This window comes from Flavobacterium sp. EDS, assembly GCF_020991525.1.
Lineage (GTDB): Bacteria > Bacteroidota > Bacteroidia > Flavobacteriales > Flavobacteriaceae > Flavobacterium.
The window spans coordinates 14417-31042 of sequence record NZ_JAJMOZ010000013.1 but is presented as its reverse complement, the minus strand read 5'-3'; the positions used below and the strand labels follow the sequence as shown (position 1 = coordinate 31042).

Here is a 16626-nt window from a genome sequence, read left to right as displayed (position 1 = left end):
TTGTTGGGTTCTATTAATTATTCTTCAGATTCTTCTTCTTCCGAGTCGTCTTCTGCATCCTCTTCCTCAACGTCTTCGTCATCATCTTCGTCTTCGTCTTCAACAACACCTTCGTCTTCTAGAACTTCTAAGTCTGGTTTTACTCTTTCGATAACACTTTCGATAACATTTCCGTCCTCATCAACAACAACTTCTGCAACATCATCTTTCATTACTTTAGTTACAGCTGCAATAGAATCTTTACCTTTTAAATTAATCAATCGAACTCCCTGAGTAGCACGACCCATTACACGTAAATCTTCAATAGCCATTCTAATTGTTAATCCAGATTTATTGATAATCATCAAATCATCAGCATCTGTTACTGCATTAATCGAAATAAGTTTTCCGGTTTTTTCAGTAATATTAAGAGTTTTAACTCCTTTACCTCCACGATTTGTAATTCTGTAAACATCTTCACCATCGTCATCAACTAATTTGGTACGTTTTCCGTATCCATTTTCAGTTACAACTAAAATTTGAGAATCGTTAACATCATCTTTATCAACTGTAACCATACCAATTACTTCATCGGTATCATCTTTTAAAGTAATTCCACGAACTCCTGAAGCTGTTCTTCCCATCGGACGGGTTTTAGTTTCTTCAAAACGAACTAATTTACCAGATTTAACAGCCAAAATAATCTGACTTTCTCCATTGGTTAATTTAGCTTCTAATAATTCATCTCCTTCTTTAATAGTAATTGCAGCAACTCCATTTACTCTAGGTTTAGAATATTTCTCTAAAGAAGTTTTCTTAACCTGTCCTTTTTTCGTTACCATAACTAAGTTATGACTATTGATGTAATCTTTGTCTTTTAAGTCTTGAGTACAGATAAACGCTTTAACTTTATCATCGCTTTCTATATTCACCAAGTTTTGGATCGCTCTACCTTTGGCAGTTTTACTTCCTTCTGGAATTTCATACACACGCATCCAGAAACACTTCCCTTTTTGGGTAAAGAACATCATATATTGGTGATTGGTTGCAACAAACATATGCTCAAGGAAATCTTGATCTCTTGTTCCAGCACTTTTTTGTCCAACTCCTCCTCTATTTTGTGTTTTGTACTCTGTAAGATTTGTACGTTTGATGTAACCAGCATGCGAAATTGTAATTACTACATTCTCATCTGCAATTAAATCTTCGATACTAACATCTCCACCAGAATATTCAATCTTAGAACGACGCTCATCTCCGTATTTATCACGGATCTCGATTAGTTCTTCCTTAATTAAATTAGTTCTCAAATCAACATCAGCTAATAATGCTTTCAAGTGATCAATTAATTTCATTAATTCGTCGTATTCAGCTCTTAACTTATCTTGTTCCAGACCTGTTAATTGACGCAAACGCATCTCTACGATAGCACGTGCTTGAATATCTGATAAATTGAATCTTTCGATTAATTTCTCACGAGCTTCTTCCGTATTTTTCGAACCTCTTATTAAAGCAATTACTTCATCAATATTGTCTGATGCAATAATTAAACCTTCTAAGATGTGCGCTCTTTCTTCGGCTTTACGTAATTCAAATCTAGTTCTACGAACTACAACATCATGACGGTGCTCAATAAAATAGTGAATCATATCTTTTAGATTCAACATTTGTGGGCGACCTTTTACTAATGCAATATTATTTACACTAAATGAAGATTGTAATGACGTATATTTATATAAGGTATTTAAAACAACGTTTGGAGTTGCATCACGCTTAAGGATATAAACGATACGCATACCGTTTCTATCAGACTCATCACGGATGTTTGCAATTCCATCGATTTTTTTATCATTTACCAAATCAGCAGTACGCTTGATCATTTCTGCCTTATTGACTTGGTATGGAATTTCGGTTACAATGATACATTCTCTACCATCTACTTCTTCAAAACCAACTTTGGCACGCATTACAATACGTCCTCTACCTGTTTTAAATGCTTCACGAACTCCTTCGTAACCATATATTATACCTCCTGTTGGAAAATCAGGTGCTTTAATATGCGTGATTAATTCGTCTATTTCAATATCGTTATTTTCAAGGTAAGCTAATGTACCGTTGATAACTTCTGTAAGGTTGTGAGGTGGCATATTAGTTGCCATACCTACTGCAATACCAGTTGCTCCGTTTATTAATAAAGTAGGAACTCTAGTTGGCATTACTTTAGGCTCATATAACGTATCATCAAAGTTCAATTGAAAATCAACTGTTTCTTTTTCGATATCAGCCATTATTTCTTCTGAAATCTTACGCATTCTAGCCTCCGTATAACGCATTGCTGCCGGGCTATCTCCATCTACAGAACCAAAGTTACCTTGGCCATCCACTAATAAATAACGCAAACTCCATTCTTGAGCCATACGTACCATGGCGTCGTAAACTGAAGTATCTCCGTGTGGGTGATACTTTCCTAAAACTTCACCGACAATTCTGGCGGATTTTTTATGGGCAGATTTTGAAGTTACACCTAAATCATACATTCCGTATAGAACTCTTCGATGCACTGGTTTCAAGCCATCTCTAACATCAGGAAGCGCTCTCGATACAATTACTGACATCGAATAATCGATGTAAGCTGATTTCATTTCATCCTCTATGTTAATAGGAATTAACTTTTCTCCTTCAGACATAAGTTGTTATATTAAAAAATTATATTAGTTTCAAAACGTGCCAATATACGCATTTTTGAAATTTTTGAAGGTATTTTACACTACTTATTTCAATGATTTATTAACAACTTTATTTTACACATTAGTTAATAATTTAAATCTTATTTAACTCATTTATTATTATTTTTTTCGTCCCTTAGCTGACATGACATTTCTAATGGGTATGGTTTTTGTTTTTAACACACTAATTCACTAAATTTACAATACTAATTATATATTATGGATGATAATTTTTCACCAAGAGTAAAAGATGTTATTACCTACAGTAAAGAAGAAGCCTTAAGATTGGGACACGACTTTATTGGTACTGAACATTTGATGCTAGGCATTTTAAGGGATGGAAACGGAAAAGCCATTCATATATTAAATAACCTAGAAGTTGATTTAGAGCATTTACGTAGGAAAGTTGAAATACTGAGTCCTGCCAATCCTAGTGCCGAAATCAATGTAGAGAAAAAGAATCTCCATCTTACACGTCAAGCGGAGAGAGCATTAAAGACTACATTTCTAGAGGCCAAAGTATTCCAGAGTTCATCTATTAGTACAGCGCACTTACTTTTATGCATCTTACGAAACGAAAACGATCCAACAACCAAGCTATTGAATAAGCTAAAAATAGATTATGACGTAGCTAAAGAACAATACTTAAATATGACTCCAAGCGAAGAAGAATTTTTAGAAAACTTGCCAAGAAACGAATCATATAATGATGATTCAGGACAAGATGACAGTCTTAAAGAAGGAAGTTTTAATAATCCAGCCAATAAGTCCAATAAAAAATCTAAAACACCTGTTTTGGATAATTTTGGGAGAGATTTAACAGAAATGGCCGAGGAAGGAAAACTTGATCCTGTTGTAGGACGTGAGAAAGAAATTGAACGCGTTTCGCAAATTTTAAGCCGTAGAAAAAAGAACAACCCTTTATTAATTGGTGAACCTGGAGTAGGAAAATCTGCTATTGCAGAAGGTCTTGCCTTACGTATTGTTCAGAAAAAAGTATCCCGTATCTTATTTCACAAACGTGTGGTAACCTTAGATTTAGCAAGTCTTGTAGCAGGAACCAAATATCGTGGTCAGTTTGAAGAACGCATGAAAGCAGTAATGAATGAATTAGAAAAAAATGATGACATCATCCTTTTTATCGATGAAATTCATACCATTGTTGGTGCTGGAGGTGCAACTGGTTCTCTAGATGCTTCTAATATGTTTAAACCTGCTTTATCAAGAGGAGAAATCCAATGTATTGGAGCCACTACACTTGATGAGTACAGACAATATATAGAAAAAGATGGTGCGCTAGAAAGACGTTTCCAGAAGGTAATTGTAGAACCAACTTCTATTGAAGAAACAATTGAAATTTTAAATAACATTAAAGACAAATACGAAGATCACCACAACGTGACTTATACACCCGAAGCAATCGAAGCTTGTGTGAAATTAACAAGCCGATATATGTCGGAACGTTTCTTACCAGACAAAGCTATTGATGCTCTTGATGAGGCTGGATCTCGTGTACATATCACTAATATTGATGTTCCAAAACAAATTTTGGATTTAGAACGTCAACTGGAAGAAGTGCGTGAAAACAAAAATGTAGTTGTCAAAAAACAAAAATATGAAGAAGCAGCTAAACTTCGCGATGATGAAAAACGCATCGAAAAAGAATTAGCCGTAGCTCAGGAACAATGGGAAGAAGATTCTAAAAATAACCGAATCCTTGTAACCGAAGATAATGTTGCCGATGTAGTATCTATGATGACAGGAATTCCTGTAAATAGAATTGCACAAACAGAAAGCAACAAATTGGCTAAATTACCTGAATTAATTCAAGATAAAGTAATTGGTCAGAACGAAGCTGTTTTAAAAATTGCGCGTTCTATTCAACGTAACAGAGCTGGTCTTAAAGACCCGAACAGACCTATTGGATCATTCATTTTCTTAGGACAAACTGGTGTTGGTAAAACACAACTAGCAAAGGTTCTGGCAAAAGAATTATTCGATTCTGAAGATGCTTTGGTTCGTATTGACATGAGCGAATACATGGAGAAATTTGCTATTTCTCGTTTAGTTGGAGCGCCTCCGGGATACGTTGGTTACGAAGAAGGTGGACAATTAACCGAAAAAGTTCGTAGAAAACCTTACTGTGTTGTACTTTTAGATGAAATCGAAAAAGCGCATCCAGATGTATTCAACATGATGCTTCAGGTGCTTGATGATGGATATTTAACAGATAGTTTAGGTCGAAAAATTGACTTTAAAAACACTATAATTATCATGACTTCAAATGTTGGAGCAAGACAATTAAAAGATTTTGGTCAAGGAGTTGGATTTGGAACTGCTGCTAAAATAGCTCAAGCCGATGATAATTCGAAAAGCATTATCGAAAACGCATTGAAGAAAACATTTGCACCAGAATTTTTAAACAGAATTGATGATGTTATTGTATTCAACAGCTTAGAGAAAAGCGATATTGATTTGATTATCGAAATTGAACTTAAGAAACTATACGCACGTGTAGAAGAATTAGGATACAAACTAAACCTTACCGATAAAGCAAAAGCATTTATCGCAGACAAAGGTTTCGATAAGCAATTTGGAGCAAGACCATTGAAAAGAGCGATTCAAAAATACGTTGAAGATATATTAGCAGAAGAGATCATTACTTCTAAAATTGCTTCGGGCGATGAAATCTTGATTGATTTAAATGAAGAATCACAAGAACTTACTGTTGATGTTCATAAAGCCGAAGAGCCAACTAATCAATAAAGTAATTTAATTTTTATAACAAAATCTAAACCCGTTACGTTTTTTATAACATAACGGGTTTATTCTTTATATTAAATCGGTAAATTATTAAAAACAAATTTCTATTTTTGATAAGTCAAACAAATCAAATTATGCTTCAAAATAAAGTCATCTTAGGTAGCGAAGAATGGTGTTCTTTTCCAGAATTAGGGATCCCTACAATTAAAGCACGTGTCGATTCAGGTGCAAAAACCTCGGCGATGCATGCCATCAATATCGCTCCTTTTATAAAAAATGATGCCAGTTGGGTTAAATTTGATATTAATCCAATACAAAACAATACCAAAACAATCATACATTGCGAAGCTCCTTTGGTAGATAAAAGAGTAGTAAAAAGTTCTAGCGGTTTTAGAGAACAACGCTATGTTATACAAACAAACTTAAAAATTGGTGACTCTAAATGGCCTATAGAAATGACTTTAACCAATCGGGATTCGATGGGTTTCAGAATGCTTTTAGGTCGTGAAGCCATGAGCGGCAGAGTACTTGTAGATCCTGAAGAAAAATACCTTTTAGGACAGCCTACCTCTGATACGCTGAAAGAATTATATCAAAACTCAGAAAAAGCTACTTCTGGACTACGAATTGGCCTTTTGGCAAGTAATCCTGAATTATACAGCAACAAAAGAATCATGGAAGCTGGTGAAATGCGTGGTCATGACATGCAATTTTTGAATATCAAAGAATGCTACATGAAACTCGACGCTAAAACGCCTGAAATTCATTACCGTGGTGGTAAAATATTAAATCAATTTGATGCTATTATTCCACGTATTCGTCCTAGTATTACGTTTTACGGTTGCGCATTGACACGTCAATTTGAAGCTTTGAAAGTTTTTTGCTTAAACTCCGCTTCTGCAATAACCCAATCACGTGACAAATTATATTCGTTACAATTGTTGCTCAACAGCGGAATAGACATTCCTACAACTGGTTTTGCTAATTCGCCATTAGATACCGATGATTTAATAAAAATGGTTGGAGGCTCTCCTTTAATCGTAAAATTACTAGAAGGTACGCAAGGCAAAGGCGTTGTATTAGCCGAAACAAAAAAGGCAGCAGAAAGTGTTATCAATGCTTTCAAAAGCTTAAATGCCAACATTCTGGTACAAGAGTTCATAAAAGAAGCAAACGGTAAAGACATTCGTTGTTTTGTAATCGACGGAAAAGTAGTTGCTGCAATTCAGCGTGAAGCTATGCCGGGCGAATTTAGAGCAAACATTCATTTAGGTGGAACCGCATCGATATTAAAAATTACAAGCGAAGAAAAAAGAATCGCCATAAAAGCCGCCAAAGCAATGGATTTAAAAGTTGCTGGTGTTGATATTATCCGTTCATCCAAAGGTCCTTTATTGCTAGAAGTAAACTCATCTCCTGGATTAGAAGGAATTGAAGGTGCAACCAATAAAGATGTAGCAGGTGAAATGATAAAAGCTATTGAGAAGAATTTTAAATTTAAATAGCCTGCTAGATGCAATTATTTTAACACATAGAAGCATAGATTTACAAAACTTAGAAAAGACGTTTCACTTAAAATAAATCACATAAGACTATGTGAAAAAAATATATTTTTCTTGAATCACCTTTGATTATCAATTTTATCTCGATACCTATCGCGACTATGTTTCTATGTGTTGAATACCATTTTTACAAGCCAAACGAAGCAAACAGACGCAGTAATAGCAATTAACGAGTTAAAATAAGGCTCTATTAATCATATATTCGATTAAATCATTAAACTAGAAAATATGAATCCATATCTTGATATTGTTATCAGAAGTGCCTCAGTTTACTTTTTTATGGTGATTGCATTACGCGTTTTTGGTAAAAAAGAGTTATCGCAGCTTAATACTGCCGATGTAATTCTGATTTTATTAATTAGTAATGCCGTTCAGAACGCAATGGTAGGCAGTGATACGAGTCTCTTGGGCGGAATTGCAGCCGCCGCTGTATTATTTATCATTAATTACACTTTTAAAAAGCTTACTTATAAATCTAAACTCCTGCACAACCTTTTACTCGAAAAACCAGAAGTTCTGATTCATAAGGGGCATATCGACTTTAAATCGTTAAGCAAATTGAACATCACATCAGATGAACTTGAAGAAGCTATGCGCGAACATGGCGTAGAACATTATAAAGATGTCAAATTAGCCATGCTGGAGATAGATGGTACAATTAGTATTATTTCACAAAATAACGAGCATTTAAAGCAAACGATTTACAAACGAAAACACAATCATAAAAATTTCCAGAAGTAGTTAGCAGACAAGTCAAAAACTTAAAACCTTAACTTGATATCTAAATATCAACTAATTATCAAAACTATATTTAAAAATCTCTCGCCAAGTCGCCAAGCAACAGTTTTAAAAAGTTGTTTTCCTTGTGTCTTTGCGCGAAAATTTCAGTCATAATTGGCTTAGAAAAGCTATTGTGATAATTTACATTTAAACATAAAACAAGGTATTTGTAACGAGGTACAAAATATACAAAAACGGCATTTTACAAAGTAGATTCTATTTTTTACAAGTATTTTGCTACCTTTAACTCATTAGATTATATTAATTTTGAAACCATGACGCACACAAATAGCAATCAAAAAATACACCAAGGCAGAAATATAAAACGTTTCCGTGAAATGTTAGGAATAAAGCAAGAAGTACTTGCATTTGAACTTGGTGAAGACTGGAACCAAAAGAAAATATCTCTACTAGAACAAAAAGAAGCTATAGAAACCAGCATATTACAACAAGTATCTCAAATACTTAAAATACCTGTAGAAGCCATTGAAAACTTTGATGAAGAACAAGCTATAAATATTATAGCCAGTAATTTTCATGGTGATGCAGTTGCATATGCAGAAAATTACAAATGTACAATCAATCCAATCGACAAAATCATCGAACTTCACGATGAAAAAATCGCTCTTTATGAGCGTATGCTTAAAGAAAAAGACGAAATGATGTTGAGGTTAGAGAAGTTGATTCAGAACAAATAGACAACATTAAAAATAGTATATAAAAGCTTAACCTTTGGTTAGGCTTTTTTTGTGGGCTAAAGTGATTATTAATACCAAAGAGTTAAACAATTATTTATAACGATTATTTTTATGTTAATAAACAACAATATTCACCTATTATTTTGATTTAATTACGGAATTACGCATTTATATTAATAAAGTTTTCGATATGTTTGTAAAAATAATTTTACGAAATACATTTATTGTTTCTTTTCAAATAATAGGAGTGTGAAAATTTTGTAGAAAAGAAAGTTAGTGACAATTATAAAAACATAATTAAAGAAAATAAATTGACATACATTTTTAAAAATACCGAAATCAATAATGAAAAAGCTACTGTTTTTGAAACTAAATCATTATTGTATCTAATCGGAAAAAGAAATGACAGTAAAGAAATTGAATATGTCACTTTTGATTGTTTTAACGACGTGAGCGGAATTAACAAAAGGCATAATAAAATTTGGGATATTCAATCAAAAAATGAGGCTTCATTGTCACCAAAGAAAATTGGAACTTATTTTTTCACACTATTTGATAATTTCTCATCAACATTTGCTTTCAAAGAATTTATTTTCTTTTGTCCAATTTTAAAAGATGATTATAAAATAGATTCGAGTCTAAGAAGTTATAATTTCGACAATATTGTAGAGAAAACTAAAACACGTATCAAGAATGGGCTTACAGAGGAAGTAATAAGAGTAAAAAAAGACTCAATCGATTACACTTCGCAAATAGAGCTTTTCTTAGATATTGTAACAATTGTAGAAGATGATCAAGCAGAAAACGAATACATCAAAGCTATAACAAAATTCAAGAAGACAGAAATCAAATCTGATGATTTTTACAAAAGTGTATTTATTGATTTACGCAATATTCAATCATCTAAGAAAATTAGTTATATCGAAAATGCAACAATAACAGAAATAAGAGAGGTTCTATCTTTTAAAAGACACTTATCTGTCAAGGATATTGAATTACTGATTGTCAGCAGAATAATTGGAACCGAAATTTTCAAAAATATATTTTATTATCCTCTATACTTTTCCATTTTTATAGATCATCTTAATATTGAAGATAAAAAAGATGTTTTACAAGATTGCAATTCAAATTTATCAAGAGCTTTTTTTAATAAAAATAGCAACAAAGTCTTTTGGAAAGTATGTGAAGATATTATTACATACTTTTCATTGAACAATAACAAAGATGCTGACCTTGTATATAATACTGTTTTTGGAAGTTACACTCCGAGAATCTCATTCTTAAATGAGATAACAATCAAATACTTAATTTCAATAATAATAGAAGGAATAGAATGATAATAAAGAAGATTGCATTTGGGAATAAGGATGAAGCTTTTATTGAAAGTCGATTCAAAGAAAATACTAATATTATTTTTAGTAATGATAACAATAGAGGAAAGACACTACTTTTACAAAGCATAGTATATTCAATTGGATATGAATCAATATTCCCAAGTGGATTCAATTCAAAATCCTACTATTTTTATGCAAATATTGAATTTGATAAAAAAGAGTTTGAATTTCTTCGAAAAGGTAATTCTATACTTGTACTAAATAATCAAAAGTTAATCATATTCAATAGTATTACTGAATTCAAGTATTATTTCGACAAAGAAATCTTAAAATTACCTAAAATTGACAAAGATGGCGAATTAAAGCTAGTAGACCTAAGCTTACTATACGAACTATTTTTTCTTGGTCAAGACAAAAGAAATACTTCTAATCTTATTGTGAAAGGCTTAAATAATAAGCTAGATTTTCTAAATCTAATCTATTCGTTTTTAGGTGTATCTGTAACTAGAGAGAATAAGTATGATATTGAGAACTTAAAAAAGGAAAAAAAACAATTAGAATCTAAGATTAAAGCAGAAATCAAGAAGATTGCAATCATTAAAAGTAATCCAGAGATTGCCTCTTTTATAAGTTCTGCATCTAACAATATAGACTTTAAAAACACTTCGGATCAGCTTGACGAAATTCATAAAAATATTACAGAATTAAAGAAAAACAGAAATAGAGAGGAAAATAGAAAAGTCAAACTTGAATTATTAATAAGTGAATTAAATTCTTTAAACAGAAGCCTAAATGAGGGCAAAGTTAAATGTTCAGAATGTGGCAGTAACAAAATAATTTTTTCAAATGATGATTTTGATTTTGAAGTAAGCAATAATTTTGTCAGACAAAATATTATTCAATCTATAAAAGAAAATGTTAGCTTAAAGTCTGAAATTATAATTGAATTCAATAATGAAATTATAAAAGAGCAAGAACAACTAAATAAATTACTTGATTCAACAACACCCGAAACAAAAAATTATATTCTTTTTCAAAATGATTTTGTCGATTCTTCTGAAATAGATAAAGTAATAGTACAACTTCAAAATGAACTTAGTTTAATTGAAAAAAAACTTAAAAATAACGAAACTAAAATCGTATCTAATAAAGAGTTACAAAAACAAATAATATCCAGTATTTTAAAAGAAATGGGGAGATATTACAAAATAATTGATCCTCATGGACTACTAAAATTTGAAGATATATTTACCAAAAATGGGGAAACATACTCTGGTAGTGAAGGACAAGAATATTACTTTTGTAAATTATTAGCATTGAACAATATTTTAAACCACAACTTCCCTATTATTATTGATTCGTTTCGAGAAGGAGAACTTTCCTCTTTTAAAGAAGAATTAATGATTGAAGAATATAAAAAATTAAACAAGCAAGTTATTTTAACATCAACCTTAAAAAAAGAAGAATACGATTCCGATAAGTATTTCAATATTGAAGGAATAACTGTAATTGACTTTTCAGAGTTGCCAGACAGTAAAATCTTGCAACAAAGTTTTGTTAAGGAATTTACTAAATTAATTGAAAAATTCGGAGTTAAAGAATAATTTTCCAAGATTAGGTTCTATAGATAGTTTCGAAATTGAAAAAGTTTGTTCTTTAATCCCCAAACACCAAAACGTTATCCTCAATTATACTTACAAAAAAACTAATAAACAAAAAAAATAGTATGCCAGCAATTTTAATAGAAGTTAGAAAAGACTATAACGAAGAAGAAGGTACAAAAATTATCGATGCAGTTCATTCAGCAATGGTAACCGCTTTTCAAATTCCACCAGAAGATAAAACCGTTCGGCTTTTGGTTCATCCACCGCATCGTTTTGCAGTTTCACCCACTAAAACGCAACCTGAATTATACACTTTAATAAGTATTGATGCTTTTTCGGGGCGTTCAATTGATGCGAAGAGAAAATTATTTAGTGAAATCGCTAAAAATTTATCTGAATTAGGCATCCCAAAAGACCATATTTTAATTGTTGTTCGAGACAGTAAAAAAGAAAGCTGGGGTGTACAAGGAGGTCAATCAGGACATGACGTTGATTTAGGATTTAAGGTTGAGGTTTAAAATAACAACTACTTCAACAAAAGTTTCAAGTCAGACAGGCTGACGCTCGAAATTCAATGGGAATGAAGCGATCGTACATTTATATAAACGAAATCAATTACTTCGATTGTCTTACCATCATAGAACTCAAAATATCAAACACAATATTCTCACGTTCAAAAAAAATAAAATAATAAATGGAAAGAATAGAAATTTACTCCAGTAAGAAAAAATCATTTTTATTATTAATTGGTTCTCTTTTATTTGTTGTTGGTGGAATTTATATGTTCATGAATGCAGAAAATTTTACGGATTATAAATTATCAAATCCACTTTTGATAAGGAGTATTGGAATTGCATCCGTTTTGTTTTTTGGATTAGGCATATATGTTTCGATTAAACGACTATTAGCAAATCAATTAATGCTTATAATTAACAGAAATGGGGTAAATGTTAATCCGGAAAAATCGCTCACAGAATATATTAAATGGAAAAACATAAATGGATTTTCTGAATTTAAAACACAAAATCAAAAATTTGTAATAATCGATGTGAATAATTCAGATTATTGGATAAAAAAAGAAGAAAGTACAATACGTAAAAAATTAATAAAATTTAATGCGAATAATTATGGTTCTCCCTTTATTCTTTCCGCAAACTCAATGCAAATGAGTCATATTGAGCTTACGAAAACATTAAACGAAAATTTGAATAAATACAAACAAGAAACAGAACCCTTAAATTCTATAGAAGCTAGGGATTACGCGTAATTGTAAAAGACGACATAGCAATGACAAATCAACCCGATTTTGAGATAAAATCTACAGGTAAAATTTCAAAGGAATTTCTCGACAGAAATATTCTAACTTTTAATGAAGCTGCTGTATTCATAAAAGAACTTGCTTATGGACGCAATCAGGACAAAATCAATTTAGCTTCTGTCTTCACAGATAATTACGGAACCTGCAGTACAAAGCATGCTTTACTAAAAAAACTAGCAGACGAAAATAATTTTGGAACTATAAAACTTATTGTTGGAATTTTTAAAATGAATAGTAAAAATACACCCGAAATAGCATTGACGCTTTTAGAACATAAACTATACTATATCCCAGAGGCGCATTGTTATTTAAAGTTTGAAGACAAAATTATCGACCTGACAAAAATTAATTCTGCCCCGACTGACTTTTTGGATGAGTTAATTGAAGAAATCGAAATTTTACCAGAACAAATCACCGACTATAAAATAAATTATCACAAAAATCATCTTCTAACTTGGCTAGACAAGAACAAGCAAATAAGTTTATCACTTAATGACCTTTGGAAAATTAGAGAGCAATGCATTCAAAATTTGGCAAAAAACACTTTGTCTTAGCATCTTCATCTGATTCTTCGTTCCTCAGAAAGACAAGATTGAGGATAAAAAAATGTGACCAAAAACAGATCTTACTACTCCACAGCTTTCATATTGATTCCAAAAAAAATTAAAAACAACTACACACAAACATATTTAAATGGGGGTATATTTGGCTTTTATTTTAGTAAAAGAAGTTAACCCCAAATCTAAACAACAACAACAACAACAACAACAACAACAACAACAACAACAACAACAACAACAACAACAACAACAACAACAACAACAACAACAACAACAACAACAATAATGACAGAACAAACGACAGAATTGACATTTTTAAAATCAAGTAGAAAAAGGCGAATTGTAGCTTTCCTAATCGACCATTCCGTAATGTCATTTTTAATAGTTTCAATTGTATTTACTGCACTTGGATCAAATTTCATGGACGAAAACAATCCAGTAAAAATGGTAACAACAATGTTCTTTGTGATGGTACCTGGTTTGATTTTATATTTTGCAAAAGACAGCTTCAAAGGAATTAGTCCTGGTAAATGGGTTATGGGAATTATGGTTCGTGATGACAACAATCAAAACGAAATTCCTTCATTTGGTCGTTTATATTTACGAAACTTATTTCTTATCATTTGGCCAGTTGAATTTATTGTTTTAGCGACAAGTGACCAGAAAAAAAGACTTGGCGATAAAGTAACTAAAACAATTGTTGTAAAAAACCCAAATAAACCCAAACAACTTCCTCGAATTTTAGCTTTAGTTACTCTTGGAGTTATATTTTTTGTGTTTGTATTTTTATTTGCAGGAAACGCAATGAAAAACTCAGATGCGTATAAAGTTTCAATAAATGAAATAGAAAAAAATGAAGAAATTATAACTGAAACTGGCGGAATTAAAGGCTACGGAATGATGCCAACTGGAAATATAAGTATTTCTAACGGAAAAGGACAAGCACAATTTGAAATTAAAGTTTTAGGAAACACAAAAGACTTAAACATAAACCTCTATTTAGAAAAAGAACCAAACGGGCAATGGAGGCTAATAGAAATGCAAAAATAAATCGACAGCTTACAAGAAAATACAAAACAAAAAAGAGAGGATATTTTCAATGAAAATATCCTCTCTTTTTTTATAAAATCACTTTAAGCATCTAGAACCAAATCTTTAATCGTTGTATTTGATAATCCAAACGGTTTAAGTCTGTGATTTAAATTCACCAGAATATAATCTTCTTCTACAGGAAATCGTTCTGCAATGCTTTTATAATGTTTCAACAGTCTTTTATCCTCTACTCCATCCAAAGCTTGCAAAGCTGTATGAATAACTCTATTTGCGCCATCATTCAAACCTGCAATAAAAGCTTCCAGATAGCTGTTTTTGTTACTTAATTGCCCAAGCATATAATATGCGGTAACTCGTATGCTCTGATCCTTATTTTGAGTAAAAGGAACTACAAGATACCCATAATCGATATTCATTTCTTTTAGTAGATACACACAAAAACTAAAAGTTTCGTCATCATTTATCCTGTCTATATTCGACTCAATAATACCCAACCAATCTGCGCTATTCTTTTTTGCGTACCAAAATACAAATTGAAAAACATGCAATAAACTCTCATCTGCAAAATCTACTAAATAAGGATATGCCCGTTCGTAATCGAATTTTGTAAGTATCTGAAGTAACTCTTTTTGAATCTCGTCATTACTGTTTTTATATTCTTCTTCAATTATATCTAATGTTTCAGCATCTAATTTTTGTTTTATTAAGATTCCTGTCAAACAATCACTTTTAACCTCATTATCATCAGTCGAGAAGTACATTTTTAGAATATCCTGCACAGCACCTCCTATTCGATACCCAAACCATCCTGCATTATCCTGCATTAAATCACCCGAAATTACTTCGTCAAGCCATCTTTCATACCAATCTAAAAAATTCAACTCAAAGGTAAATTGAGGTTTATATCTTTCGCTATTGATATTTACCACTCTTCCTTTAAACTCTCCGTTTAAAACAAGTGCATGATAGCTTGAGCAACCTTGCGTACCAATTGGCAATAATCCTCCATATATTTTACCTAATTCCTTTTCGTAATCCGCATCAGAAATTGTGTCTTCTTCAATCTTTTCAGTAAGATCCTCCCAATGTTCCTCAGTCATTTTGGGATACAATACACAATCTTCTTTTAAATATTCCTTTGCATTTTCATAGATTAATTCATTTACATTTTCGCCCAACGGATATATTCCATAAAAAGGTCCTACTGCAGAAGATGAGAATGATATTCCCCCATTTCCAATATTCATTAAAAATGCTTTATAACAATTAGGAAGTTGTATGTCATATTCGCTTTCAAATTTTAAAATAGCCTCGCTACTTGCAACTTCTCCCAGAACATACTCGTGACCCGATGCACCAAATACTTTTAAGTCTTTATCTGCGACTTTAGCTTCAACTAGCTTGTTTTTAATTCTTTCTATTTGTTCTGCTGCGAACTTATTATTCGGTTCTTCCATTTTAATCTTTATGCTTTCTTGCTTTTTTAGAATAGAATAAATGTACTCTATTTTATTTTTAAAGCAAATTCATTACATCAAACAAAAAGCTACAAGATTTTTTACTCCTGTAGCTTTCATTTTATAAGTTTACATTTAATTATTCATAAACCGTAGAGCGATTGTAAACCATAATTTTCGAAATGTTATCTGCAATTTCTTTGCCCAATATTTCTTCAATAACATATAATGCTCCGTCTAAACCCGAGGTGATTCCTGCAGTGGTAAGCACTTCATCATCTAAGACGTATCGTACATTTTCAATAATCTCAATGCTTTCATGCATTTTTAAATACTGCATTGCTCCAAAATGGGTAGTTGCTTTTTTATTATCCAAAATTCCAGTTGCAGCAAGAATCACGGAGCCTGTACAAACTGAAAATGTCAATGCAGCTGTTTTATGTTGGCTTTTAATCCATTCAGTAATCTCAATATTACTATCTGCAATCTTCTTTGCTAAAGATGGTTCTGCCCCAGGAATTACTATAATGTCTGCCTGTGGAGCATTAGAAAAATTATAAGTTGCTTTCATCTGAAGGATATTACCTTCAGAATACACCAAATTTTCATTTGGGGAAACCGTATAGAGTTGAAATCGGCTGCCAAAAAAATTAGCTTTAGAAAATACATCTATCGGACCATTCAGATCAAGTGCTTCAACTTGATCAAATACAAGAAACGCAACTTTTATTGTTTTTTTTTCGTTGAATTGTGGAAATTTTTTTGATTCCATTTTAAGTAATTTTAATTGTT

The 16626-nt window shown here is 31.7% G+C and carries 14 protein-coding genes; 11 read left to right on the top strand and 3 right to left on the bottom strand.

Annotation, left to right across the window (positions count from 1 at the left end; genetic code table 11):
- Window positions 1-17: 17 nt before the first annotated feature.
- Window positions 18-2666, bottom strand: a complete 2649-nt coding sequence (gyrA, locus tag LPB87_RS16555) for a DNA gyrase subunit A (RefSeq protein ID WP_230728609.1) — start codon at window positions 2664-2666, stop codon at window positions 18-20.
- A 258-nt stretch (window positions 2667-2924) separates the two neighbouring features.
- Here gyrA and LPB87_RS16550 point away from each other — a divergent pair, with 258 nt between their 5' ends.
- From LPB87_RS16550 to LPB87_RS16500, 11 genes are all read left to right on the top strand, one after another.
- Window positions 2925-5471, top strand: coding sequence for an ATP-dependent Clp protease ATP-binding subunit (locus tag LPB87_RS16550; protein WP_129537913.1), 2547 nt, complete (start codon window positions 2925-2927; stop codon window positions 5469-5471).
- A gap of 131 nt (window positions 5472-5602) precedes the next feature.
- Window positions 5603-6973: a 30S ribosomal protein S6--L-glutamate ligase gene (gene rimK / locus LPB87_RS16545; RefSeq protein WP_230728608.1), complete on the top strand. Its 1371-nt coding sequence runs from the start codon at window positions 5603-5605 to the stop codon at window positions 6971-6973.
- A 285-nt stretch (window positions 6974-7258) separates the two neighbouring features.
- Complete coding sequence (locus LPB87_RS16540; RefSeq protein WP_230728607.1) at window positions 7259-7771, top strand: YetF domain-containing protein; 513 nt, start codon at window positions 7259-7261, stop codon at window positions 7769-7771.
- 314 nt (window positions 7772-8085) lie between these two features.
- Window positions 8086-8508 (top strand): XRE family transcriptional regulator, encoded by a 423-nt coding sequence (locus LPB87_RS16535; RefSeq protein WP_230728606.1) that lies wholly within the window; start codon window positions 8086-8088, stop codon window positions 8506-8508.
- A 311-nt stretch (window positions 8509-8819) separates the two neighbouring features.
- Window positions 8820-9845, top strand: coding sequence for a hypothetical protein (locus tag LPB87_RS16530; protein ID WP_230728605.1), 1026 nt, complete (start codon window positions 8820-8822; stop codon window positions 9843-9845).
- On the top strand, window positions 9842-11446 hold the full coding sequence (locus LPB87_RS16525; RefSeq protein WP_230728604.1) for a hypothetical protein: 1605 nt from the start codon (window positions 9842-9844) through the stop codon (window positions 11444-11446). The genes LPB87_RS16530 and LPB87_RS16525 overlap by 4 nt, the downstream gene beginning before the upstream one ends.
- A 122-nt stretch (window positions 11447-11568) precedes the next feature.
- Window positions 11569-11964 (top strand): tautomerase family protein, encoded by a 396-nt coding sequence (locus LPB87_RS16520; protein WP_230728603.1) that lies wholly within the window; start codon window positions 11569-11571, stop codon window positions 11962-11964.
- A gap of 176 nt (window positions 11965-12140) precedes the next feature.
- Window positions 12141-12713 carry an STM3941 family protein gene (locus LPB87_RS16515; protein WP_230728602.1) on the top strand — a complete coding sequence of 191 codons (573 nt, stop codon included), beginning with the start codon at window positions 12141-12143 and terminating at the stop codon, window positions 12711-12713.
- 20 nt (window positions 12714-12733) lie between these two features.
- Entirely contained in the window at window positions 12734-13318 is a 585-nt protein-coding gene (locus LPB87_RS16510; protein WP_230728601.1) for a hypothetical protein, read from the top strand.
- 151 nt (window positions 13319-13469) lie between these two features.
- Window positions 13470-13610, top strand: coding sequence for a hypothetical protein (locus tag LPB87_RS16505; protein ID WP_230728600.1), 141 nt, complete (start codon window positions 13470-13472; stop codon window positions 13608-13610).
- Window positions 13610-14374 (top strand): RDD family protein, encoded by a 765-nt coding sequence (locus tag LPB87_RS16500; protein WP_230728599.1) that lies wholly within the window; start codon window positions 13610-13612, stop codon window positions 14372-14374. The genes LPB87_RS16505 and LPB87_RS16500 overlap by 1 nt, the downstream gene beginning before the upstream one ends.
- A gap of 83 nt (window positions 14375-14457) precedes the next feature.
- Here LPB87_RS16500 and LPB87_RS16495 read toward each other — a convergent pair whose 3' ends face one another.
- Together LPB87_RS16495 and LPB87_RS16490 are read right to left on the bottom strand one after the other, a co-directional pair.
- Window positions 14458-15834, bottom strand: coding sequence for an SMI1/KNR4 family protein (locus LPB87_RS16495; protein WP_230728598.1), 1377 nt, complete (start codon window positions 15832-15834; stop codon window positions 14458-14460).
- 139 nt (window positions 15835-15973) lie between these two features.
- On the bottom strand, window positions 15974-16606 hold the full coding sequence (locus LPB87_RS16490) for a DJ-1/PfpI family protein (protein WP_230728597.1): 633 nt from the start codon (window positions 16604-16606) through the stop codon (window positions 15974-15976).
- Between the last annotated feature and the right edge of the window lie 20 nt (window positions 16607-16626).

Coding starts and splice junctions, on each gene's coding strand:
- gyrA (WP_230728609.1), bottom strand. CDS start 2,666: ATGTCTGAAGGAGAAAAGTTAATTCCTATTAACATAGAGGATGAAATG.
- LPB87_RS16550 (WP_129537913.1), top strand. CDS start 2,925: ATGGATGATAATTTTTCACCAAGAGTAAAAGATGTTATTACCTACAGT.
- rimK (WP_230728608.1), top strand. CDS start 5,603: ATGCTTCAAAATAAAGTCATCTTAGGTAGCGAAGAATGGTGTTCTTTT.
- LPB87_RS16540 (WP_230728607.1), top strand. CDS start 7,259: ATGAATCCATATCTTGATATTGTTATCAGAAGTGCCTCAGTTTACTTT.
- LPB87_RS16535 (WP_230728606.1), top strand. CDS start 8,086: ATGACGCACACAAATAGCAATCAAAAAATACACCAAGGCAGAAATATA.
- LPB87_RS16525 (WP_230728604.1), top strand. CDS start 9,842: ATGATAATAAAGAAGATTGCATTTGGGAATAAGGATGAAGCTTTTATT.
- LPB87_RS16520 (WP_230728603.1), top strand. CDS start 11,569: ATGCCAGCAATTTTAATAGAAGTTAGAAAAGACTATAACGAAGAAGAA.
- LPB87_RS16515 (WP_230728602.1), top strand. CDS start 12,141: ATGGAAAGAATAGAAATTTACTCCAGTAAGAAAAAATCATTTTTATTA.
- LPB87_RS16510 (WP_230728601.1), top strand. CDS start 12,734: ATGACAAATCAACCCGATTTTGAGATAAAATCTACAGGTAAAATTTCA.
- LPB87_RS16500 (WP_230728599.1), top strand. CDS start 13,610: ATGACAGAACAAACGACAGAATTGACATTTTTAAAATCAAGTAGAAAA.
- LPB87_RS16495 (WP_230728598.1), bottom strand. CDS start 15,834: ATGGAAGAACCGAATAATAAGTTCGCAGCAGAACAAATAGAAAGAATT.
- LPB87_RS16490 (WP_230728597.1), bottom strand. CDS start 16,606: ATGGAATCAAAAAAATTTCCACAATTCAACGAAAAAAAAACAATAAAA.